The organism is Selenomonas sp. oral taxon 478 (assembly GCF_001189555.1).
GTDB classification, from domain to species: domain Bacteria; phylum Bacillota; class Negativicutes; order Selenomonadales; family Selenomonadaceae; genus Centipeda; species Centipeda felix.
Genome location: NZ_CP012071.1, coordinates 90,470 through 112,418 on the forward strand (window position 1 = coordinate 90,470; position 21,949 = coordinate 112,418).

A 21,949-nucleotide genomic window follows, 5' to 3' on the forward strand; every position below is an offset into this window, starting at 1 on the left:
TCCGCTAATTCGCTGCTGCGAGCTGCTGTTTCAACTCCTCAAATATCTCATGAACACTCATAATCCGATCAATACGCGGCATAAACTCGCCGGTAAAGACAAGTCCCGTCTCCACGTCGCCCTGCTGTGCACGCGAGAGCGCACGGATGATGCAGAAGTGGTGATCGCACTGCTTGAGGCAGTGGTCACAGACCTTCGGCGGGACGGGTCCTTTCATGATCCGCGCGGAGAACGGAGTGCGCACAGCACGCCCGGGAAGCCCCACGGGACTGTGGATGATGACCACGTCCTCCTGCTTCGTCTTCAGATAGTACTCTTTCAGCGACGGTGCCGCATTGGACTCAATGCTCGCAGCAAAGCGCGAGCCGAGCTGCACGCCGTCCGCACCCATCTTGTGCAGATCGGCAATATCCTGTCCCGTCAGAATGCCGCCGGCAGCGAACACGGGGATCTTCACAGCGGCGCGGACATCGGAGATGATGCTGCGCACCGACTGATCCGTACCGAGATGCCCGCCTGCCTCCTTGCCCTCGACCACGACGGCAGCCGCACCGAGTTTTTCGGATATCTTCGCCAGTTTGGCCGAGGAGACAATCGGCACGATCGGCGTCCCCGATTCCTTGCCATACTGGAACATATCACGGGAGAATCCAGCGCCTGCGACGACGAGATCAATGCCCTCGTCGATGGCAATTTTAACGGCATCAGCAAAGTCTTTTGCCGCGACCATCTCGTTGATGCCGATGATCCCATGGGGAGAAAGTGAGCGTGCGAGCCGGATCTCATAGCGCAGCTCCTTCGGCTTCATGCCGGATGCTGCGATGAGCCCGATCCCTCCCTCGTTTGCAGCGGCAGCAGCGAGACGCGCTGTCGTGATGCGAATCGCCATGCCGCCCTGAATGATGGGGATCGTGGCAACCTTCTTGCCGATCCTCACCTCGGGTAGTCTCATATAAGCCCTCCAATCGGGAAAGTGCACTGCCTCCGGCAGGTCTCTCCGTAGAAGTTTCGGCTCCCCCTCCACCCATTGCTGTTCATTGGTACCGCCGGATGGAAGGCGGATCTATTCATGCAGGGCACACAGAAGCCCTGGTTTTATACATAATTAATTCCGCCTTTTGAGAAAAATCCCGTGCGCCTCAGCTGTCACGGGATTTCCCAAAAAGACCGATATGGTGCAGTGCCGCAGCGCGGCCGCAGTCCATTACTTGTGCTGGTCGATGTAATTGACGACATCCTGAACCGTCTTGATCTTCTCAGCAGCCTCATCAGGGATCTCGACGTTAAACTCTTCCTCAAATGCCATGATGAGCTCAACGATGTCGAGGGAATCAGCACCAAGATCGTCAATAAACGTCGACTCCAAGGTGACCTCATCAGCCTCCGAGCCAAGCTGCTCAACGACAATGTCGCGAACCTTGTCAAACGTTGCCATGTGTTCTCACCTCCTTTAAATAAGATGTTATATGCTACATCACCATGCCGCCGTCTACGTTGAGTACCTGGCCGGTAATATACGATGCCGCATCGCTTACGAGGAAGAGAACGGCATCGGCAACATGCTCCGGTTTGCCGAGTGCTCCGAGGGGGATGCCCTCGATGAGCTTCTCGCGGATGCTGTCCTTCAGGACAGCCGTCATATCGGTGTCGATGAAGCCGGGCGCAACGACGTTGACCGTCACATGCCGCGCGGCGAGCTCCTTTGCCGCCGCCTTGGAAAAGCCGATCACGCCCGCCTTTGCAGCAGCGTAGTTCGTCTGTCCAATATTTCCGATCTCACCGACAACGGAGGAGAGATTCACAATACGTCCGCTGCGCTGCTTCGTCATGAACTTGGCAGCGGCCTTCGTGCAGGCGTAAATTCCCTTGAGATTCGTATTGATGACGGCATCGAAATCCTCATCCTTCATACGGACAAGGAGCGTATCGCGCGTGATGCCCGCGTTGTTGACGAGAATATCCAGCCCGCCGAGCTCCTCATGCACGCGTGCGACCATCTCGGCCGCCGCCGCACTGTCGGAGACATCGGTCTGAACGATCATCGCCGTACCGCCGTGCTGCTCGATGATCGCCTTGACCTCCTCGGCAGCCGTCTGATTGCCGGCATAGTTGATCGCGACTTTCGCCCCCTCTTCGGCAAGACGTAGTGCAATCGCACGTCCAATCCCGCGGGATCCGCCCGTAACAAGAGCAATTTCCCCATCAAGAAGCATGAAAGCCCTCCTTCATCATAACGAATTTATTTAATCATTACTTGTTAAGTGTGTCAAGTGTTTTTTGCAGAGATGCTTCGTCCTCGACGTTCATGCTCGTCAGCGTCTTGTCGATGCGCTTGTTGAAGCCTGCGAGCGTCTTGCCCGGTCCGCACTCGATGTACGTATCCGCACCGAAGTCACGCATCGTCGCAACACATGCGATCCAGCGCACGGGATGATCCGCCTGCGCGACGAGGTTCTCCTTGATCTCCGCTGCCGTCTGCTGCAGTCCGCCCGTATAGTTCGAGACGACGGGGAACGCTGCGTCATGGAGCGCCACCTTGTCGAGCTCTGCGGCGAGCTTCTTTGCCGCCGGTGCCATGAGCGTCGAATGGAACGGTGCGGAGACGGGGAGAATGACCGCCTTCTTTGCGCCCTTCTCCTTGAGCAGTTCGACCGCAGCAGAGACGCCCTTTTCGGCACCGGCGATGACCGTCTGCCCGGGGCAGTTGAAGTTGACGGCCTGTACCGCTCCCTGTGCACTTGCTGCGGCACAGGCGTCGATGATCGTCGCGTCGTCCAGACCGATGATCGCCGCCATCGCGCCCTCGCCCACGGGCACAGCCTCCTGCATATAGGCACCGCGCTTGTGCACGAGCACGACGGCGTCACGGAAGGAGAGCGCACCCGCGAGAACGAGCGCTGCATACTCACCGAGGCTATGTCCGCCCGCGATCGCCGGGGAAACGCCGCGTTCCTGCAGCAGCTGCGCCGCAATCACGGAGACGGTGAGGATGGCCGGCTGGGTATTCTCGGTCAGCTGGAGCTGATCCGCAGGGCCCTCAAAGCAGAGCTTGCTGATGGAGTAGCCGAGTGCCTCATCCGCCTCGGCAAAACGCTCCTTTGCGAGGTCATAGGCATCATAGAAGTCTCTGCCCATGCCGACGACCTGTGCCCCCTGTCCCGGGAACAAAAATGCAAGTTTTCCCATTCTGGTACTCCTTAGTCACAGACCTTGCGTGCGGCATCCATCGCGCCCGGCAGATCCCGCACAATATCCTCGATGATCTCCTTGACCGGCTTGATGTCCGAGAGCATGCCCGAGATCTCACCGATCATGACCGAGCCGTTCTCGACATCGCCCTCATGGGTGGCGCGGTGCAGACTGCCGACACCGAGCTGCTCGAGCTCCTCGTGCGACGCCCCCGCCGCCTCCATCTCCTCGTACTTGCGCGAGAGCTTATTGTGGAGGACGCGCGCAGGATGCCCGAGCGAGCGTCCCGTGACGACCGTCGAGCGATCCTTTGCCTTCAGAACGGCATTCTTGTAGTTCGGATGCGCAATACACTCCGTGCTCAAGACGAAGCGCGACCCCATCTGGATCGCCTGTGCGCCAAGGGCAAACGCCGCCGCCATACCGCGTGCATCACCGATGCCGCCCGCGCCGATGACGGGAACGTGGAGCGCATCCACCACCTGCGGCAGGAGTGCCATCGTCGTGATCTCGCCGATGTGACCGCCGGACTCCGTGCCCTCAGCGATCACAGCATCGACCCCCGTACGCTCTAGGCGGCGTGCAAGTGCCACAGAGGCGACAACAGGAATGACCTTCGAGCCGATTTCCTTGAGTGCGGGAACGTATTCGCCGGGATTGCCCGCGCCCGTCGTGATGACCGGCACGCGTTCCTCGAGGACGACCTGCATGACCTCTTTGACAAACGGACTCATGAGCATCACATTGACACCGAAGGGCTTATCCGTCCATCCCTTGACCTTCTGAATCTCGGCGCGGAGTGCGTCGGGCGGCATGTGACCTGCGCCGATGAGTCCTAGCCCGCCGGCATTGGAGACGGCGGAGGCAAGCTCCGCTGTGCCGATCCACGCCATGCCTCCCTGAAAAATAGGATACTTGATGCCAAGCATCTGACAGATCGGATTATGTTCAAACATTAACCGTTCTCCTCCTTCGCCCACTTCATAATACACGATGCCCATGTGAGTCCCGCACCGAACCCCGCGAGGGCGATATTGTCTCCCTTTTTGAACCGATGTGCGTGCGCCGCCTCCGCGAGGGCGACAGGGATGGACGCGGCAGACATATTGCCGTAATGATGAATATTTATAATAACTTTTTCCATCGGCATCGCCAATCGCTTGGCTGCCGCCTGGATAATACGGATATTCGCCTGATGCGGAACGAGATAGTCCAGCTCCTCCCGCTCCATCCCTGCACGATGGAGGGATGTCTCAACGGTCTTTCCCATGACCTTGGTGGCAAAGCGGAACACCGCCTTGCCGTCCATGTGAACGAAGTTGAGCCGCTGCTCAATCGTCTCCGGCGTAACGGGACAAAGGCTGCCGCTCGACGGGATATCGAGGGCATCTGCCCCCGAGCCGTCGCTGCCGAGATCGAACGCGCGCATGCCGTAGCCGTCCTCGACCGCCCCGAAGACCGCCGCCCCCGCTCCATCACCAAAGAGGATACAGGTGTTGCGATCCGTCCAGTCAATGACCTTCGAGAGGGTCTCGCCGCCGATCACGAGGACGTGGCGATAGACGCCGCTCTCGATGAATTGCGCCGCGATCGACGCAGCATAGACGAATCCGGAGCACGCCGCCGAGAGATCAAACGCTGCCGCGTGCTTCGCGCCGAGGCGATCCTGCAAAACGCACGCCGTCGCGGGAATGATGCGGTCGGAGGTGAGCGTCGCCATGATGATGAGATCGAGATCCTCTGCCGCAACACCGGCATCGGCAAGCGCCATCTCGGCAGCGCGCTGTGCCAGCGCCGAGACAGGCTCATCCGGTGCAGCAATACGTCGCTCGTGAATGCCCGTCCGCTCAACGATCCAAGCATCGTTCGTCTGCACCATCTTCTCCAGATCAAAGTTCGTCAGCACCCGTTCAGGGACATAGTACCCCGTTCCGAGGATGCCTGCACTAATCTTAGACACGGCCTGTTTCCTCCTCATCCTTTGCGAGTGCATCGCGAATCTGATCGAGCACCTTGCCGTTGACATAGCTGACGGTCACACCGATCGCACTCGCGATGGACTTTGCGTCCGAAGAGCCATGCCCGATCACACAGCAGCCGTTCACGCCGAGGAGCGGCGCGCCGCCGTACTCACGGACATCGAGGCGCTTGCCCAGATGCCGCAGGGTCGGCATGAGGAGCAGCGCGCCGAGTTTTGCCATCAGGCCTGCCCCGCGAATCTCCTCGCGGATCAGTCCCAGAATCGTCTTGGCAAGCCCCTCGGCGAACTTCAGCACGACATTTCCGACAAAGCCGTCACAGACGACCACATCGAAATTCCCCTTGGGTACATCGCGCCCCTCAGCATTCCCGCAAAAGTATATATTCGGATCGGTCTTCAGGAGCGGGTACGTCTCCTTTGCCTGTTCATTCCCCTTCGTCTCCTCCTCGCCGATGTTGAGCAGGCCGACGCGCGGACGCTCGACGCCGAAGACATACTGGGCGTAGAGCGAGCCCATCACCGCGCTCTGCACCAGATGCTCGGGCTTCGAGTCTACGTTGGCGCCCGAGTCCAGCATTAGCGTCACACCGTCCGGGGTCGGCATCGGTGTTGCGATCGTGGGGCGGCTGACCCCACGGATGCGATGGAGGATGAGCTGTGCCGCCGTGACCGCAGCACCCGTCGAGCCCGCGGAAAACACGGCGTCGCACTCTCCATCCTTCACCATGCACGTAGCGACGACAATCGAGGCGTCCTTCTTGGAGCGCACTGCCTCCGCCGGAGCCTCGTCCATGCCGATCACATCCGCCGCATGGACGATGGAGATATGCAGGGCATCCGTATCCGCTCCGCCCAGCTCCGCGCGAATCTTTGCCTCATCGCCGACCAGTACGATCTCGCAGTCGTATTTCTTCGCCGCATCAATCGCCCCACGGACAATCTCCTTCGGCGCAAAATCGCCGCCCATCGCATCAACTGCTATACGCATCCTGCACTCCCTTCTCCCCTGTCGTCCTCATTTTCCGAGTGAAACCACGATAAATTTGGCGCGGAAGACCTCCCGCCCATCACGGTAGGTCTTGACCCAGACAAAAATTTTATTGCCGCGTATCTTCACGATCTCCGCCTGTGCGATGACCGTATCCCCCTTGTAGATAGGGGTTTTATACTTGACGTTCGCGACCCCCGTGACCACGAGCGGCGCATCGACAATCGCAAGTGCCAGTGAGTTTGCCTGTGAAAAGAGCGCCGTCCCGCGTGCGATCTCCGAGTCGGCAAAGAGGTGATCGTCCGTCACCTTCAGCGCCGACGTCCCACGCACGCCCAGCTCAAGGGACAGCAGATCGCCGACCACCTCCGCATGCGGGATGGCGCGCACCTTCTCACGCGCATTCTCGGCGAGCGTCCGCACACGGGCACGCAGCTCTGGGATCCCCAGCTCTGTGCGGTCGAGCCGTACCGTCTGCACGCTCACAGAGAGCCGCCGCGCCAGTGCCTCATCGGTCAGGAACGGCTCCTTGCGCACGGCAAGCACCAACGACTCCTGACGCCGTCGTTTCTTCTCCGTCATCGCGCCGTTCCCTCCTCTCGCTTCACTATCACTTTAGCACCTACTGCTATCAGTATGAAAGCATTATACTAGGTACTAAAAAGAAAAGCAAGAGAAAATCGCAAAAAAACAGCTGCAAAAAGCCTTTCGACTTCTTGCAGCTGTTCGCTTCATCCTCATTCAGCCGCCTCGGCCACAGGTTTTCCGTCATAGTAACCGCACTCCATGCACACGTGATGCGGGAGCTTCGGCTCATGACACTGCGGGCACGATACATAGTGCGGTGCTTCGAGCTTCCAGTTGGCACGGCGACGGTCGCGACGTGCCTTCGAGGTCTTTCTCTTTGGTACTGCCACTTTGGATACACCTCCTTAATCGTTCTTGAGCAGGCTCTCTAAAGCCGCCAGTCGGGGATCGGGGACGAACGTATTGCACGTACATGTCCCCTCATTCAGGTTCTGTCCGCAAACCGGACAGAGCCCCTTACAGTCAGACTTACACAGCTCACGCAGCGGCTCAGCCACAAGGAGGGTATCGCGCACGAGCGGGTCAAGCACGATGGTCTCACCATCGTAGCCCTCCGTCTCATCCGCTTCTCCCGGAGTCTTCGCATAGTCCTCAGAAAAATCATACGTATTTTCCCGCTCGCTTTCGGCAAGACAGCGGTCACAGACAAACGCACGGACAGCCCGCACCGTCCCCACAATACGGAAGGACGTTCCGGTATCCATCACCGTTCCTTCAACATGCACCGCCCCACGATAGGCAACGGTGCTGTCCCCGAGATCCAGAGATTCCGGCGTCACCGAAAATGTGAATTCACGGCTTTCCCCCGGAGCAGATGCCAAAGCGGCGACATCCAGCTTCATCATGACGCATGACCTTTCACATTATAGCGGTGGTTTTCCCCATTGTCAAGGCTGGTTTTCATGCTGCTCAGAGTTCCTGTCCGTCGCCCTGCGGCGCATTCATCTGTGCCTTGGCCGTGCGCAGGACATTGAGCGCCTGATTCAGTCCGGCCTCCGCCTGCTGGACGCCCTTGAACGTACTGCCGACGTGGGCGATCAGCTGCTCAAACACCTGATTTGCGTAGGCATCCGCGTCGCTCTGCAGACGCGTGGCATTCGCCTGCGACTGCTCCATCAGCGTGCGCGCCTGATCCTGCGACTGCTGCATGATCGCCCGCGCACGCTCCTTCGCCTGGATGACGATCTCGCTCTCCTCGAGGAGCTGATTGGCGCGCGCCTCAGCTGCACTGACGATATTCTTCGCCTGCTCATTGGCGCGGGCGATGATCCCCTCCTGCTCCTGCATGATCTCCGCCGCACGGTTCAACTCCTTGGGGAGATCCATGCGCAGCTCCTCCACGAGATGCACAATCTCATCATCATTCACCAGTGCCTTATCGCTAAAGGGAAGATGCGAGGCATCCGCAACGAGGTCTTCCAGTTTCTTCAGCGTATCCGTTACTGCCATAAATCTAGCTCCTTTTCCTGCGCGCCATACGGCACGTTATCCCCGTCGGGGTTTTTCATACAGTTTCAGAATCGCCTGCTCCACAGGCGGCGGGACAATCCCCTGCACCGGCCCACGGAAGCGGATCAGCTCGCGCACCCCCGAGGAACTGATGAACGTCAGATCCGGGCGCGTGAGCAAAAAAATCGTATCGCTCTCGGGCATGAGGTGGCGCACCATCGCCGCATGATTCTCCTCATACTCAAAGTCCTTCACCGAGCGCAGGCCGCGCACCACGACGTGTGCCCCCTCCCGCCTCATATAGTCGGTCAGCAGGCCGGAGGACACATCCACGCGCACATTCGGCACATGCGCCGTCGCCGTGCGGAGAAACTCGACGCGCTGCTCCAGAGGGAAACATCCCTCCTTGGCGACATTGTGGAAAATGCAGACAATGAGCTCATCGAACATGGACGCTGCACGCTCCACAATATCAATGTGCCCCGTCGTTACGGGATCGAAACTCCCGGCAAAAACCGCCCGTCTCATCCCTGCTCCTCCTCTGCATAAAAACAGATCCGCGCCGCACCGTAGCGCCGCTCGCGCATCATGCGGAGTGCCCCCGCCTGCGGAACGATCTCCTCTCCCGCCCCCTGTTCGAGGACGAGGAGACCGCCCGCCGCGAGGAGCGCGCCGCGTGCCGCCGCCTCCAACACGCGGGCATTGTCCCCGTGCGCATAGGGCGGATCGGCAAAGATGAGGTCGAAGGTACGCCCCTCGCGCGCGAGCTCTGCGGCGGCGGCATAGACATCGCCGCGGCGGATCTCCGCGCGCTCCGCGAGCTTCGTGCGTGCCGCATTCTCCGCGAGAATGGCATGCGTCGTGCGGTCGACGAGCACGGCGGACGCCGCTCCGCGCGAGAGTGCCTCCAGCGCGAGCGCCCCCGTCCCCGCAAAGAGATCGAGCACGCGCGCATCGATCACGCGGCTGCCGAGCATACTGAAAAGTGCCTCACGCGTGCGGTCGGCGGTCGGGCGCGTCCCATCCCCCGCAGGAGATTTCAGGCGCGTACCGCGTGCGCTCCCCGTGATGATCCGCATCGCATTCCTCCTGCCAGTCATTAGACTTTCCTATTTTACCACAATTCGCATTCGCATTTCAACCTGCTTCCCGTATCACACGAAACGAAAAAAGCGGCTGCCGCTCTGAGGAGAAGAAATTCGCGCAGCAAAAAGCCGGAACGATGCAGCTCATTCCGGCGATATTGACAACGACATCTCACAGATCTTGTTGAAGCTTCTGGGCAAACGCCTCCACATAGGACGCTGTACGCGGCTATTCCCTTTCGCCCCCACCACCGCTTCGCGGTCCCCCTCCCCCGCTCGCGCAGGGGAGGCTTGGTTACGCGCCGTTTTCTCGCAGAATCACGCAATATCAGCTTCCCCCGCCGATGCGGGGGAGCGGTCAACGTCTGCCAATCACACTTCGTTTTACTCGTGTTCTTGGGACGTTTTCCCATACGACCTGTTTCCCGTTCAGCTGTGCCCTATGGGCTTGCTTCTCAGACAGGTCAGTAAGTGGCGAGCGCAGCGAGCCGATAGGGGCGCTCATGCCGCACGCGGCTTTGTGGGTGGTGCAGCGAGGTTTTCTCCATGAAAAAGAAAAACAGAAGACCGTTTCAATGCCGCACGCGGCTTTGTGGGTGGTGCAGCTTTTTTCACTCGTAAAGATGTGGAGAAAGCGATGGTTTCAATGCCGCACGCGGCTTTGTGGGTGGTGCAGCCGCCGGCAGTTCCGCAGGGTTGTTCGCAACCTCATGTTTCAATGCCGCACGCGGCTTTGTGGGTGGTGCAACTATAATCTCGCTCTCGGTCTTTTCGGCGTAGAGAATGTTTCAATGCCGCACCACGCGGCTTTGTGGGTGGTGCAGCAACGTATCAAGAGTTGCCGAAATGGCACGAGGAGGTTTCAATGCCGCACGCGGCTATTCCCTTTCGCCCCCACCACCGCTTCACGGTCCCCCTCCCCCGCTCACGCAGGGGAGGCTTGGTTAGGCTCCGTTTTCTCGCAGAATCACGCAATATTAGCTTCCCCCGCCGATGCGGGGGAGCGGTCAACGTCTGCCAATCACACTTCGTTTTACTCGTGTTCTTGGGACGTTTTCCCATACGACCTGTTTCCCGTTCAGCTGTGCCCTATGGGCTTGCTTCTCGGACAGGTCAGTAAGTGGCGAGCGCAGCGAGCCGATAGGGGCGCTCATGCCGCACGCGGCTTTGTGGGTGGTGCAACCAAAGTTTTCAAACCCATTCGGGTGTATTCTTCCTGGTTTCAATGCCGCACGCGGCTTTGTGGGTGGTGCAGCCGCACTGTTGGGCGAAGTTCGTGCCCGCAACTTCGAGTTTCAATGCCGCACGCGGCTTTGTGGGTGGTGCAGCAACACTCGGTGTCGCTGTTTGTTGGCGAGATTGAGGTTTCAATGCCGCACGCGGCTTTGTGGGTGGTGCAGCCTGTTCGCCGACGAGCCTATGGTGCGAGGCAAAGGTTTCAATGCCGCACGCGGCTTTGTGGGTGGTGCAGCCCCATCGGGCGCGCGGATTCCTCCACCTCGACTTCGAGTTTCAATGCCGCACGCGGCTTTGTGGGTGGTGCAGCTCTATCATATCCTTTGCGTCTGTAAAGAAAAGCTGTTTCAATGCCGCACGCGGCTTTGTGGGTGGTGCAGCCTCACCACGCGCTGCCATTACTGCCACATCACGAAGTTTCAATGCCGCACGCGGCTTTGTGGGTGGTGCAGCAAATAAGCCCTCATCTATCTCACGTGAAGTTTGCGGTTTCAATGCCGCACGCGGCTTTGTGGGTGGTGCAGCGCAAGGAGGATTTCGAAACCGCGCGAGCCGTTTTGTTTCAATGCCGCACGCGGCTTTGTGGGTGGTGCAGCGAGGGTCGAGGGTGCGGACGATGAGACGTTGAAGAAGTTTCAATGCCGCACGCGGCTTTGTGGGTGGTGCAGCCGGGGATCACGTGCCCCACGTTGACCCACTGTGCCGTTTCAATGCCGCACGCGGCTTTGTGGGTGGTGCAGCACGGCGCACTCGCGTCCCTTATCCCGCGTTTTGGTTTCAATGCCGCACGCGGCTTTGTGGGTGGTGCAGCATCGCCTTGAGCTTCACCGCGCCGTCCCTGATACGTTTCAATGCCGCACGCGGCTTTGTGGGTGGTGCAGCCTCATCGCTCTCAGCCCTTTTCCCCCTAGGGAGAAAAAGCCCTTTTGGAAAGTCTCCGGAAATTTGAGATGTCTGACGGAAAATATGTAAAATATCTGTTCCTGTTCAGCTGCTCTCTCCGGCGCAATCCCTTGCGCGATCAGCACCTAGCACGCCCATGAGCAAATTGGAAAGTCTCGACGGTGTTATGCGGCTTTGCGGCACATCCCCACGACTTTCCATTTCGTTCTCTGCACCGTCTATATCATAGCAGAGACTACGCCAAATAACAAGTGTTTGCCCCACGTAAAAAGCCGGAACGATGCAACTCGCTCCGGCTCTATCGACAACAATATCTCACAGATCATGTTGAAGCTTCTGTGCAAACGCCTCTACATAGGAATCAATGTAGGCACGCGGCGTCTTCCCTTCATACTCCTGATAGTCCTTCTCCATATATCCCTCATAGCGTTCATACCAAATATGACGGGCATCGTCGTTCAAACGACAGCCATCCTTCTTCGTCGTCTCGAAATCATCGGGTTTCAGACTGCCCTTGCGAAGAAGTGAAAGAACGAAGCGGTCAATCAGAGAGGCACGAAATGGCTCCATCAAATCAAAGACAAGACTCGTGCGCCGCCCATCTATCGCGTGAAAGAACCCGATCCGCACATCTAGTCCATGCCCGACAGCTGCAAGACGCACCTCCCGTTCCAAAAACGCATAGCCATAGTTCAACAGTGCATTGACAGGATCGCGTGCAGGACGCCCACCGCGCCCATGGAATCCCCACACCTTTTCATCAAGCAATGCAGAGAACGCCGCAAAATAGGCACGCGCACACGTTCCCTCCATCCCGCGCAGCGCATCGACAGTATCCGCACGCGCAATTTTCGCCCACATTGGCTTAACGATGCGGAGAGCTTTTGCGATACGCGCATCATCCACCGTCTTCTCATACATCTTGAGCAGACGATATTGCCCACGCAGCTTCTCCGCAACTATTGGTTTGGCGAGCGCAAGAGAACGCGCCTCATCCTCCGCATATACAAACTGACAGCGAAGCATAGAGAACGTCATCCGCTCCCCTGCTAACTGACCGACAATATTGCACCGTCGATCAACAAAGAAAACCGGAACGCCTTCCTCCATACAAGCAAATAGTGCCGGCAATGTCGCAGCCGCCAGCCTGCCGACCACAACAGAGGTAACCATGCGAATCGGCACACGGGCAACGATCGCCTCCTCTTTCTCGACGATCAGCCGCCCGCCGCACTTACGCACAGAGCTTCTCGGTGAAATGAGATAGAGGACGGGCATAGATGAGCCTCCTTAGACGAGGAGAAAGGGAACATCCTCTTCCAGTGGTTGACCGTGCATCCATATACTTTTCTCGCATGCCTTACAGACAGGAACGATGAGGAGGAGAGGACGATCCGCCGCCTTTATGATATGCAGCAACTCCTCCTGCACCGCTCGAACTTCGGCAGTCGAAAAATTGCCGGAAAACACACTGAACTGGATGCGCAGAGCCCATGCCTCAAGGCATTTTACAACACGAGCACGAATTGCATTCTCCTTGATGTCATAGCAAATGATGTATTTCATAGCAGATCACCGCATGTAGCTATTCCCTTTCGCCCCCACCACCGCTTCGCGGTCCCCCTCCCCCGCTCGCGCATGGGAGGCTTTTCATTTACGGCATCTCGGCTTCTCGCCCCGATGCGCAGGACGCTGGGGGCTGCAAAAGTCCGTCCAGCGTGAAGGACTACGGTATTTTAGCTTCCCCCGCCGGTGCGGGGGAGCGGTCAACGTCTGCCAATCACACTTCGTTTTACTCGTGTTCTTGGGACGTTTTCCCATACGACCTGTTTCCCGTTCAGCTGTGCCCTATGGGCTTGCTTCTCGGACAGGTCAGTAAGTGGCGAGCGCAGCGAGCCGATAGGGGTGCTCATGCCGCACGCGGCTTTGTGGGTGGTGCAACTCGAAGTTAGCGACCTCATCCCTGTCGGGAACTTGTTTCAATGCCGCACGCGGCTTTGTGGGTGGTGCAACCAGAAGGTCATGAAGTTCGAGCCGCTGTGCAAGGGTTTCAATGCCGCACGCAGCTTTGTGGGTGGTGCAACGGAGTTGTGGCTCGCGCACAGGTCTCTGTGGCAGGTTTCAATGCCGCACGCGGCTTTGTAGGTGGTGCAGCCATGTCCTCTTTACGGCTAAGAGGACAAAAAGGATGTTTCAATGCCGCACGCGGCTTTGTGGGTGGTGCAGCGCACGAGGAGGGATTCGATTATGTCTGCTTACGTTGTTTCAATGCCGCACGCGGCTATTCCCTTTCGCCCCCACCACCGCTTCGCGGTCCCCCTCCCCCGCTCGCGCAGGGGAGGCTTGGTTACGCGCCGTTTTCTCGTAAAATCACGCAATATCAGCTTCCCCCGCCGATGCGGGGGAGGTGGCGAGCGCAGCGAGCCGATGGGGGCGCTCATGCCGCACGCGGCTTTGTGGGTGGTGCAACCCGTTCGGGAACTCGTCAAAGACGAGCTTTATAGTTTCAATGTCGCACGCGGCTTTGTGGGTGGTGCAGCCGCACATGATGGTCGCGGACGAGATCAAGGGGCTGGTTTCAATGCCGCACGCGGCTTTGTGGGTGGTGCAACCTTTCGACAAAGACCTTGACCTGCTCTCGGTCAGCTTGTTTCAATGCCGCACGCGGCTTTGTAGGTGGTGCAACATCACATTCCTGAAGGGGGAGTACGGGCTCGTTGAGTTTCAATGCCGCACGCGGCTTTGTGGGTGGTGCAGCCATGTCCTCTTTACGGCTAAGAGGACAAAAAGGTTTCAATGCCGCACGCGGCTTTGTGGGTGGTGCAACATCGCCGAGACTATGTGTTTCGTGCGCAAGGAGTTGTTTCAATGCCGCACGCGGCTTTGTGGGTGGTGCAACAAGAAATGCCTTTCTACAGAGTTTTCTGTAGATAAGTTTCAATGCCGCACGCGGCTTTGTGGGTGGTGCAGCTATGTTAACCTCTGTCCCCACGAGGTTAACGTATAGTTTCAATGCCGCACGCGGCTTTGCGGGTGGTGCAGCGACGTTCGAGCGGACATTTACGCCTGTTCGGGAGCTGTTTCAATGCCGCACGCGGCTATTCCCTTTCGCCCCCACCACCGCTTCGTGGTCCCCCTCCCCCGCTCGCGCAGGGGAGGCTTGGTTACGCGCCGTTTTCTCGCAGAATCACGCAATATTAGCTTCCCCCGCCGATGCGGGGGAGCGGTCAACGTCTGCCAATCACACTTCGTTTTACTCGTGTTCTTGGGACGTTTTCCCATACGACCTGCTTCCCGTTCAGCTGTGCCCTATGGGCTTGCTTCTCGGACAGGTCAGTAAGTGACGAGCACAGCGAGCCGATAGGGGCGCTCATGCCGCACGCGGCTTTGTGGGTGGTGCAACAGCATGCCGATATTCCAATCTTTTGATTGGAGTTGTTTCAATGCCGCACGCGGCTTTGTGGGTGGTGCAGCTACATTGGTAAGATTTTTAGACGAGGACATGTGTTGTTTCAATGCCGCACGCGGCTTTGTGGGTGGTGCAGCTACAGACCTCCCTGCTTCTGAGCCGAATACAATCTTCGTTTCAATGCCGCACGCGGCTTTGTGGGTGGTGCAGCTTGTTCGCTCTATCGAGTTTGATGCTCGCCATAAGGTTTCAATGCCGCACGCGGCTTTGTGGGTGGTGCAGCCTCATAAATGCGAGGGGTCATGCAGCCGCCCGTAGTTTCAATGCCGCACGCGGCTTTGTGGGTGGTGCAGCTTCGTCGCTCGCAGCTCTTGTCCACCTAGGGAGAAAAAGCCCTTTTGGAAAGTCTCCGGAAATTTGAGAGTTCTGACGGAAAATATGTAAAATATCTGTTCCTGTTCAGCTGCTCTCTCCGGCGCAATCCCTTGCGCGATCAGCACCTAGCACGCCCATGAGCAAATTGGAAAGTCTCGACGGTGTTATGCGGCTTTGCGGCACATCTCCACGACGTTCCATTTCGTTCTTTGCACCGTCTATATCATAGCAGAGACTACGCCAAATGACAAGTGTTTGCCCATGCAAAGAGGGCGCTGCACTCTATAGCCTTCGTGCAGCACCCCCCTTGGCATTATGTCGGCGATATCGCTGTAAGCAGCCCTTCCACTGCGTCCTTTACTTTAGGAAGCACTGATAAATTCGGTACAACCATCTTGACGCATCTTTTTTGCCCGCACTTCGGCGGAAAATCCTCCACAGAGCACCACTCTGCGTCCGGTTTTCCACCTCGTTCGGACGAAAAAATCTACGCCAATCTGGCAGACCTCATTTTATCAGTGTTTCCTTTACATCCAGTGCGGTTGGCAGTATCGCGCGTCCTTGGAACCGTCTGTCCCCTTGTCCAATGGTCATCTGTGCGATTTTTTCCTCCCATTTCGGTTTTTTCGTGTGATCCCATCGGAGGAGGTGGACGAGTTCCTTTTGCGCTTTGTCATAGCGTGCGCGTACGTCTTTACCGAGACGATCCAGTTCTCTCCCGAACGCCTGTATGTAGGCGTTCATCTCGGTTTCCCGCTCTGCGGTATTCCAGCCGCCCTCTCCATCAAAGGCGCTGCGGTAGGAGTCCTCTGTGTCGGTGAGGAATAGCCGCGGGGTGATCTCTATGCTGCCAAGTCCGAGGGGTTTCCCCTTGCCAATCTTGCAGAGGAGGTGTCCGTCGCACAGGCAGAGTACCTTGAGCAGCGCACCGAGTTCATCCTCGGACAGGCGCTCGAAGCGGATGCTGCCGTAGAATGTGTTTCCGGCGGCCACGGGTTGGATCTTGCACTTGGTTTGTGTGTTCGGCTGATCCTGTTCTCTGTTCATCCATGCTGTCCCATTTTTCTGATGCCAGTAGAGTTTGTAGCCGCGAATGGGGACGCCCGCAGAGTCCCAATGGGCAAGCCGATCCGCCCCGTTTTTCTGTTCGAGGTAGAGCTGTACGGCGGTTGGTTTCGGTGCGCTGAGGATCTGCGGGAAGTGCGGGGCTTCGGTCCGCGGGGTCTCTTTCGGCACGGCGTCGGCAAAGGCAAGGCGGCTCGCCCAGAGTTCTTTACACCCGCTGCGGCGATTCGTCTGCTCCCTTCCCACTCGCGCATGTTCCCGCTCTTCCCGGCGTCCGAAGAGGGCATCGGTGTAGTCGATCCGATCGCTCTCCATGCGCAGGACGTGATCCCCGATGCTCATGTGGTAGGCAATGCGATAAAATCTGCCAAAGCCAAAATGTGCAATCTCCCCCTGCGCATCTGTCTTGTAGAAGCAGGGGGCAACAAAGTGGATGTCGTCCCATCCTGTGAAGGACGCTGCGGCATTCCCCTTTTTTGCACAAAAATTTCCCTTCTCTTCGTCCAGCAGTTCGACGCCCTTGCGGCTGCTGTCCTCACGATATGCCCGCACGACGTTGTCGGGGACGGGGATGCGCTGCGTCCAGTCCGGGTCACGATGGCGGGTATAGGTACCTTTCTTCGACATCCGCCCCGTATGGCAGTCCGCCCGTCCACTCCCCGGTTCGCCCCAGCGGACTTCATTCTCCGGCTGTCTGCCCCCTCCGTAGGTCATGATGTCAAATTCCGCCGGACAGATATAGTAGCCGTCGTCGCCGGTCTGCTGCACGAGATAGCCCGCCTCTGCCTTGGTTTCGGATATGGTGTTCGTCCCCTTCCGAACGGTCGTCGCCATCTCCGTCGTGTAGAGTTTGCGCATATTGTCCTTTTTATCTGCCATGGTGCGGAAGTAGAGCACCTGATCGTGATAGTCCTCGCCCGCCCGCATGGCGCTGCAGGTGACGATCTTAAAGAGGTTTTTGATCATGCCGCGCAGTGAGCTGCCCGGGAGGATGGGGATGCCCGTCGGCGCGAAAAAGTTCTCGACGGCGTTCCCCGCATCGACGCCTGTGCCAATAAAGACGGGTGTCAGTGTCTTGATCTCTAGGTCGATTCGGCCACTGAGGCGTCCCTTTGCAAGAACATGGGCGCGATAGTTCTCGACGCGCTCCGCATCGCTCATGGCATCCCCTTCGATGGGCGAGGTGAGTACGCCCTGCGGCAGAGATACGAAGTTGTACGGTGCTGTTGCCGTATCGTAGTCCTTAGCCATTGGTCTCCTCCTCCATATCCGCCGCTGTGATGCGGCAGTACCGATGATCGACATACCCCGCCTGTCCTGTGGTATGGATGCCGATGTAGCTGCGCGTCACGAGTCCGACATATACGGGGTTCTCTGTACTGTCCTCCATTTTTGGCAGGGTCAGCTTCAGTTTGCGCTCGGGGTCGCGCAGGGTCATCCATGCGCTGTGTTGCTCCTCTTCCCGCGCGGCGTCGCTCCTGCTTCCCCAGAAACGTGCGAGGGTGTCGACGTACTCCGCCGCCTCGCCCTCCTCGTCGATGCGAAAGCGTCCGATGAGTCGGTCGTTCTCGCGCTGCAGATGGAGTTCGCTCGTTTCGTTGAAGATGCGGAGTTCGATGAGCAGTTTCGTGTTCAGGGGCGCCTCATCGGGAAAGGAGAATGTGCCCTGCTGCCATGTCCCACAGCGTATTTCGTTCACCTGCCAGAGTATGACGGTCGCTTTCCGGACGTTCCGTCGTGTAAGTTCGCGGGAAAGTTCTTCCGCTGAGGCAGGGATGTCGACGATCTCCACTGCGCTTTTTCCCGCACAAATGCAGCGCATTTTCTGTTTCTTTTCCTCGCTCATGTCGCATCCTCCTCGCACAGTGCAGTCACATATCCCTGCAGGGTCTGCACGGTGTCCGCCGCAAAGTTTTGTCCCTGCGTGAGCTCGTAACAGCGCCCATGGTAATGGATGACGGCGTGCAGTCCCTCCAGTGTGCCGCGGCCGATGGATTTCTCCCCGCCGATTGCCGCACGCCCCAGCCAGAGGTCCTTGAGGAGGAGGATGCAAAGCCCTGCCTCCTGCTCACTTGCCTGCCGCACGCCGAAGCGGAGGGTGACGGACCGTCCCCCGTCTTTCTCCCGCCATACCGGCGCGGTAGAAAAGAGTGCGGACGGGATCGTCCCACCTGTAAAGCGGTCGATGCGGCTGCGCATCTGTGTGTGCATCTCGGCGTCGACGACGGCTTCCTCGACGATGAAGCGGCCGCGGGCGGCCGTCGTCCCCATGAGGTGGTCGATGAAGGCCTCCGCCTGTGTCTGTTCTTTTCCCAATGCGTGTAGGATGTATGCGGCACGATGGCGCAGGACGCCCTTGAGGCTTGTGCCGGGGATGATGTTCTGCCCTGCAGCATTCGTCTTCATGCGGGCGGCAGGGCTTTTCTCACCGTCCGCCGCCGCTAGTGGATCCACACTGTCACGCACGATCAGTGCACCGGTGAGTGCAAAGTCCGCCGTGATGACGAAGTCGCCATCCGCAGGCGGCGGTTCTATCTGCGCTGCATCGTCATACGCCATGTGCCAAGCGGCATTGCCACGTTTCGGCGAGAGCCACGCGATGGTGTCCTCCGGCCTGCGGAAGTCGTAGCAGTCCACGACCATATCCCGCAGCTGCATGCGGCCAAATCCCTTGGTGGTGAGCGCACCGACATGAAAGCCGCCGCGCAGGAGTTCGCTCAGGCGGAGAAGTGTCTCTTTCAGCGTGTGCTCGTCTTTCTGATGGACGCGGCGCAGGAGGATCTCGGCATAGAATGGGCCGCCTGCCCCGCTCTCGACAATCTCATAGTCGTATTTATGTGCGTCGATTGCCGTTCCTGTCACGTCGTCGATGTGGACGCCATCACGGGATCCGATCACTGCATCGTTGAGCTCTACGTCATAGAGGGAGACAGCGCTCTGACGCTCGTCGCATACGCTCTCCCCACCGGTGCGGTGCATTGTACCGAACAGGATGTCTGCCGCACATGGGGTGTCTGCTTCGATGAAGCTGCGCAGCGCTCCTGCCAGCGATGTGCCGGGAATGAACGGCACACCGGCCTTGCTGCGCAGGACGTGGATGTCTCGATCGTTCCGGTCCTCCCCGCTTTCTCCTTCGCCGATGAGCAGCGGCGCCGCAAGGTGCAGTCTGCCTCGCACGGTAATGCGTCCCAGTATTTGCGCTGGGTTCACGTTCGTATTCATGCGCTTTCGCCCCCCTTCTCCGGCTTTCCTGCCGTTTTTCTTGCAAAGCGGAAGAATGTGTGCCAGTATGCGTAAAACACTTCTTCCTGCTTCAGGAGTGCCACCGTGCCGCCCCATACGCCGATTTCTTTTCCTGCGTCGATGAGGTCTTGATCTGCGGTGACGTTCTGTCGCTCCCGTGCAGCATAGGGCATTTCCTCGTGTATGATCTCTCCGAGGTAGGATCGGAGGGGACGCCCTTCGACCCTGACGTTCTCCAGCATTTTGCCGAGCGGCGTTTCTTTTTTCGTCTCCCATACGATCTGCCGTATACGCTCACATGCGCCCTGCGGGCGTATGCCGAGAGCACTGTCTAGGCGTGCAAATGCGTGAGATGCATTGGGAGGGAATGTCCTGCGGGCGCGCCCTGCATCCTCTGCCGCCAGCACGCGGATCTGTTCGATGATGTGGGCGAGGATGATCTGCTCTGCGATGCGTCTGCTCTCTGTGCAGAGCTCGCGTGCTGTGGGTGCGGGCGGGTCCTGCGCGATGCAGCAGAGCCCCCTGCCGTCCCAGATGCGCAGCTGTCCGAACCCCTCCTCTGTGCGGCGCCCAACGCCGCTGTACAGGATGGCGTTCACCGCCTCCATGTCACAGGGCTGCCAGCCGCCTGTTTTTCGGACGGCAAACACGGTTCCCGCGCTGAGCGCCGTCTCGCGTGGGCGGCGCATTCCCCATACGCCGACAAAGTTGTCAATGTCCTCCGCCTGTGCATAGATGCTGCGCTGTTCCTCTGCCAGTAGGAAGCCGCCATCTGTCCCTGCATTGAGCGCGTCGACGACTTCGTCGAGCATGGAGCGTGCATCCCCCGGCACGGCTCTATGCGGCAGGAAGGGTGTCTCGCATCGGAGGCAGAAGCGTTCCTCGGTCGGGATGGGCGGCGGGAGTATATCCTCTGCCGGCATCACGGTGATCTCGCATTGTCCGTACTGTGTATATTTGGAGCGTCCTGCACAGCAAGAGAATGTCTCTGTGCCGATGGTGCCACAGAGAAGGCGTAGCTCTTCCTCTGCGCCGCAGATCAGTCCCTCAAAGCTCTGCCCCTGCGCAATCGCTTCGTAGTTGTATATGCCGCCGTCCATGCTCCTGCCGGCGAGACGTTCCTTGCCGCTGCCGCCATTCAGATCACTGCGGCTGATGTGGAGACGGATCTCCTTCTGCACGGCGACGGGATGCAGTCCTTTGTCGCAGACGGCGGCAAAGCCCCGCATGCTCTTGAAGCCCCCATCGCGCGGAGCCTCTCCGTACATGAGGTCACAGATCGCACTGCCGTCCTTCGAACGCTGCACGGAGAGCGGCAGCGGGATTGCGCGCGTCTGTGTCAGAGGCTCGACGAGATAGGCATCAACGAAGCGCAGGCCGCCATAAAAGAGGCGCATGAAGTCGTCATTCTCATGCGCCGCATTCCCAAGCGCAGCAGCCTTGATGAAGCGTGCGGCAAAGATGCCGCGCAGTACGGAGCCACTGAAGCTGTCCTGCGTCGCGGTCATGACGGATGTATGTCCCGGTGCGGAGAGGATCATCGGTGCTTTTGTTCGGATACGAACCTTCATCATCTGCATCAGCGTCTGCCCCCTTTCCGCCCCTGACGCCCGAGTGCCTTCGTTATGAGCGCAGGTACGATGTCTTTGCCGTTCTGCCGCAGGGTACATCCGATCCTGCCAAATCCGCGTGTCCGTTTTCCGCCGCACTGCGAGAGGTTACGTACGGCAAGGGCGAGGATGCACAGATGCTCTATGTCTGCGTTGACTAGCCGGATTTCTCCACTGAACTCTGCCCCCTTTTCGATGACGCGCATGTTGTGCAGTGTGGTCTGCTCTGCTATGCCCGTCTCACGGTTGATCCGTGTTTGCCAGCGCAGGTTCGCGTAGACGCCGAGGACGTCTTCCGGACGAAAGATGGAGGGATACTTTTCCTCCAGATGCTTGAGATCTGCATGGATCTCCTCGTACTTTTCCATATAGAGGTTGTGTAGGATGAGCTGCACCTGCCCCACACGTCCGCGCTGAAAGAGTGTATCGAGCGCCGCCCTGTCAAAGAGGTCGAGTTCCGCCGTCTCTGCCATCTCTGCAACCTCGCAGCCACTCTCATAGAGCAGTCCTTTGAGCCGCTTGGCGGGGAAATACGGCAGTCCGACATCATCCTGTACCACGTCCGCATCGACGTGGATATCCGCGTAGCCCGTACCGAGATGGAGCGGGGAGAAGGTTCGGATGTGGATGCGAATCGGGGCAGCGGGGTCGATATCTCCGAGGCCGGCAGGCTGTGTCTGTACCATGGCAAACGGATCTACGATGTCGGCCTGCCGTATCTGCGGTTCATCCGTCTCTTGGACGCTCGGCCGGACAACTGGCTCTTTCTTTCCATACTTGATTTTTTTCTGCCCTGTTTTGCCGTCTTTATTCCGGTTCTTTGCCATA

Annotated in this window: 20 protein-coding genes and 3 CRISPR repeat arrays; all 20 genes read right to left on the minus strand. The window is 58.6% G+C overall.

Translation table 11 applies throughout. The features are described 5' to 3' along the window. Positions 1–4: 4 nt before the first annotated feature. Positions 5–952, minus strand: a complete 948-nt coding sequence (locus tag ADJ74_RS00480) for a nitronate monooxygenase family protein (RefSeq protein ID WP_050341042.1) — start codon at positions 950–952, stop codon at positions 5–7. Between the two features lie 252 nt (positions 953–1,204). Further along, entirely contained in the window at positions 1,205–1,435 is a 231-nt protein-coding gene (locus ADJ74_RS00485) for an acyl carrier protein (protein ID WP_009442433.1), read from the minus strand. A gap of 34 nt (positions 1,436–1,469) precedes the next feature. Continuing rightward, positions 1,470–2,213, minus strand: a complete 744-nt coding sequence (fabG, locus tag ADJ74_RS00490) for a 3-oxoacyl-[acyl-carrier-protein] reductase (protein ID WP_009442434.1) — start codon at positions 2,211–2,213, stop codon at positions 1,470–1,472. Between the two features lie 37 nt (positions 2,214–2,250). Then, the gene (fabD, locus tag ADJ74_RS00495; RefSeq protein ID WP_050341044.1) at positions 2,251–3,186 is read right to left on the minus strand and encodes an ACP S-malonyltransferase; all 936 of its coding nucleotides are present in this window, start codon (positions 3,184–3,186) and stop codon (positions 2,251–2,253) included. Positions 3,187–3,197: 11 nt separating this feature from the next. After that, positions 3,198–4,145, minus strand: a complete 948-nt coding sequence (gene fabK / locus ADJ74_RS00500) for an enoyl-[acyl-carrier-protein] reductase FabK (protein WP_009442436.1) — start codon at positions 4,143–4,145, stop codon at positions 3,198–3,200. Beyond that, positions 4,145–5,149, minus strand: a complete 1,005-nt coding sequence (locus ADJ74_RS00505) for a beta-ketoacyl-ACP synthase III (protein ID WP_050341046.1) — start codon at positions 5,147–5,149, stop codon at positions 4,145–4,147. Before ADJ74_RS00505 ends, fabK begins: the two co-directional genes overlap by 1 nt. After that, positions 5,142–6,158 (minus strand): phosphate acyltransferase PlsX, encoded by a 1,017-nt coding sequence (plsX, locus tag ADJ74_RS00510; protein ID WP_009442438.1) that lies wholly within the window; start codon positions 6,156–6,158, stop codon positions 5,142–5,144. The genes ADJ74_RS00505 and plsX overlap by 8 nt, the downstream gene beginning before the upstream one ends. Before the next feature lie 27 nt (positions 6,159–6,185). Next, positions 6,186–6,740 (minus strand): transcription factor FapR, encoded by a 555-nt coding sequence (gene fapR, locus ADJ74_RS00515; protein ID WP_050341049.1) that lies wholly within the window; start codon positions 6,738–6,740, stop codon positions 6,186–6,188. Between the two features lie 155 nt (positions 6,741–6,895). Then, positions 6,896–7,075: a 50S ribosomal protein L32 gene (gene rpmF / locus ADJ74_RS10680; RefSeq protein WP_006306287.1), complete on the minus strand. Its 180-nt coding sequence runs from the start codon at positions 7,073–7,075 to the stop codon at positions 6,896–6,898. Positions 7,076–7,090: 15 nt separating this feature from the next. Then, positions 7,091–7,591, minus strand: coding sequence for a DUF177 domain-containing protein (locus ADJ74_RS00520; RefSeq protein ID WP_050341051.1), 501 nt, complete (start codon positions 7,589–7,591; stop codon positions 7,091–7,093). 64 nt (positions 7,592–7,655) lie between these two features. Next, complete coding sequence (locus ADJ74_RS00525) at positions 7,656–8,195, minus strand: hypothetical protein (protein ID WP_050341052.1); 540 nt, start codon at positions 8,193–8,195, stop codon at positions 7,656–7,658. A 36-nt stretch (positions 8,196–8,231) separates the two neighbouring features. Then, positions 8,232–8,723, minus strand: coding sequence for a pantetheine-phosphate adenylyltransferase (gene coaD / locus ADJ74_RS00530; protein ID WP_050341054.1), 492 nt, complete (start codon positions 8,721–8,723; stop codon positions 8,232–8,234). Beyond that, entirely contained in the window at positions 8,720–9,274 is a 555-nt protein-coding gene (gene rsmD, locus ADJ74_RS00535) for a 16S rRNA (guanine(966)-N(2))-methyltransferase RsmD (RefSeq protein ID WP_050341056.1), read from the minus strand. Before rsmD ends, coaD begins: the two co-directional genes overlap by 4 nt. A gap of 503 nt (positions 9,275–9,777) precedes the next feature. After that, a CRISPR array of direct repeats spans positions 9,778–10,105; the repeat unit is 37 nt; unit sequence GTTTCAATGCCGCACGCGGCTTTGTGGGTGGTGCAGC. 321 nt (positions 10,106–10,426) lie between these two features. After that, a CRISPR array of direct repeats spans positions 10,427–11,398; the repeat unit is 37 nt; unit sequence GTTTCAATGCCGCACGCGGCTTTGTGGGTGGTGCAGC. Between the two features lie 336 nt (positions 11,399–11,734). Next, positions 11,735–12,697: a CRISPR-associated endonuclease Cas1 gene (cas1, locus tag ADJ74_RS00540; RefSeq protein WP_050341058.1), complete on the minus strand. Its 963-nt coding sequence runs from the start codon at positions 12,695–12,697 to the stop codon at positions 11,735–11,737. Between the two features lie 12 nt (positions 12,698–12,709). Further along, positions 12,710–12,985, minus strand: a complete 276-nt coding sequence (cas2, locus tag ADJ74_RS00545; RefSeq protein WP_050341060.1) for a CRISPR-associated endonuclease Cas2 — start codon at positions 12,983–12,985, stop codon at positions 12,710–12,712. A gap of 1,800 nt (positions 12,986–14,785) precedes the next feature. Next, a CRISPR array of direct repeats spans positions 14,786–15,183; the repeat unit is 37 nt; unit sequence GTTTCAATGCCGCACGCGGCTTTGTGGGTGGTGCAGC. A 527-nt stretch (positions 15,184–15,710) separates the two neighbouring features. Beyond that, entirely contained in the window at positions 15,711–17,519 is a 1,809-nt protein-coding gene (locus tag ADJ74_RS00560; protein ID WP_050341066.1) for a TIGR03986 family CRISPR-associated RAMP protein, read from the minus strand. Next, a complete protein-coding gene (csx19, locus tag ADJ74_RS00565; RefSeq protein ID WP_050341068.1) occupies positions 17,512–18,114 on the minus strand; it encodes a CRISPR-associated protein Csx19 in 603 nt (200 codons plus the stop codon). The genes ADJ74_RS00560 and csx19 overlap by 8 nt, the downstream gene beginning before the upstream one ends. Beyond that, positions 18,111–19,490 (minus strand): RAMP superfamily CRISPR-associated protein, encoded by a 1,380-nt coding sequence (locus ADJ74_RS00570; RefSeq protein ID WP_050341070.1) that lies wholly within the window; start codon positions 19,488–19,490, stop codon positions 18,111–18,113. Before ADJ74_RS00570 ends, csx19 begins: the two co-directional genes overlap by 4 nt. Further along, positions 19,487–21,091, minus strand: coding sequence for a hypothetical protein (locus ADJ74_RS00575; protein ID WP_253271706.1), 1,605 nt, complete (start codon positions 21,089–21,091; stop codon positions 19,487–19,489). Before ADJ74_RS00575 ends, ADJ74_RS00570 begins: the two co-directional genes overlap by 4 nt. Next, positions 21,091–21,948 carry an RAMP superfamily CRISPR-associated protein gene (locus tag ADJ74_RS00580; protein WP_050341072.1) on the minus strand — a complete coding sequence of 286 codons (858 nt, stop codon included), beginning with the start codon at positions 21,946–21,948 and terminating at the stop codon, positions 21,091–21,093. The genes ADJ74_RS00575 and ADJ74_RS00580 overlap by 1 nt, the downstream gene beginning before the upstream one ends. Position 21,949: the final 1 nt, after the last annotated feature.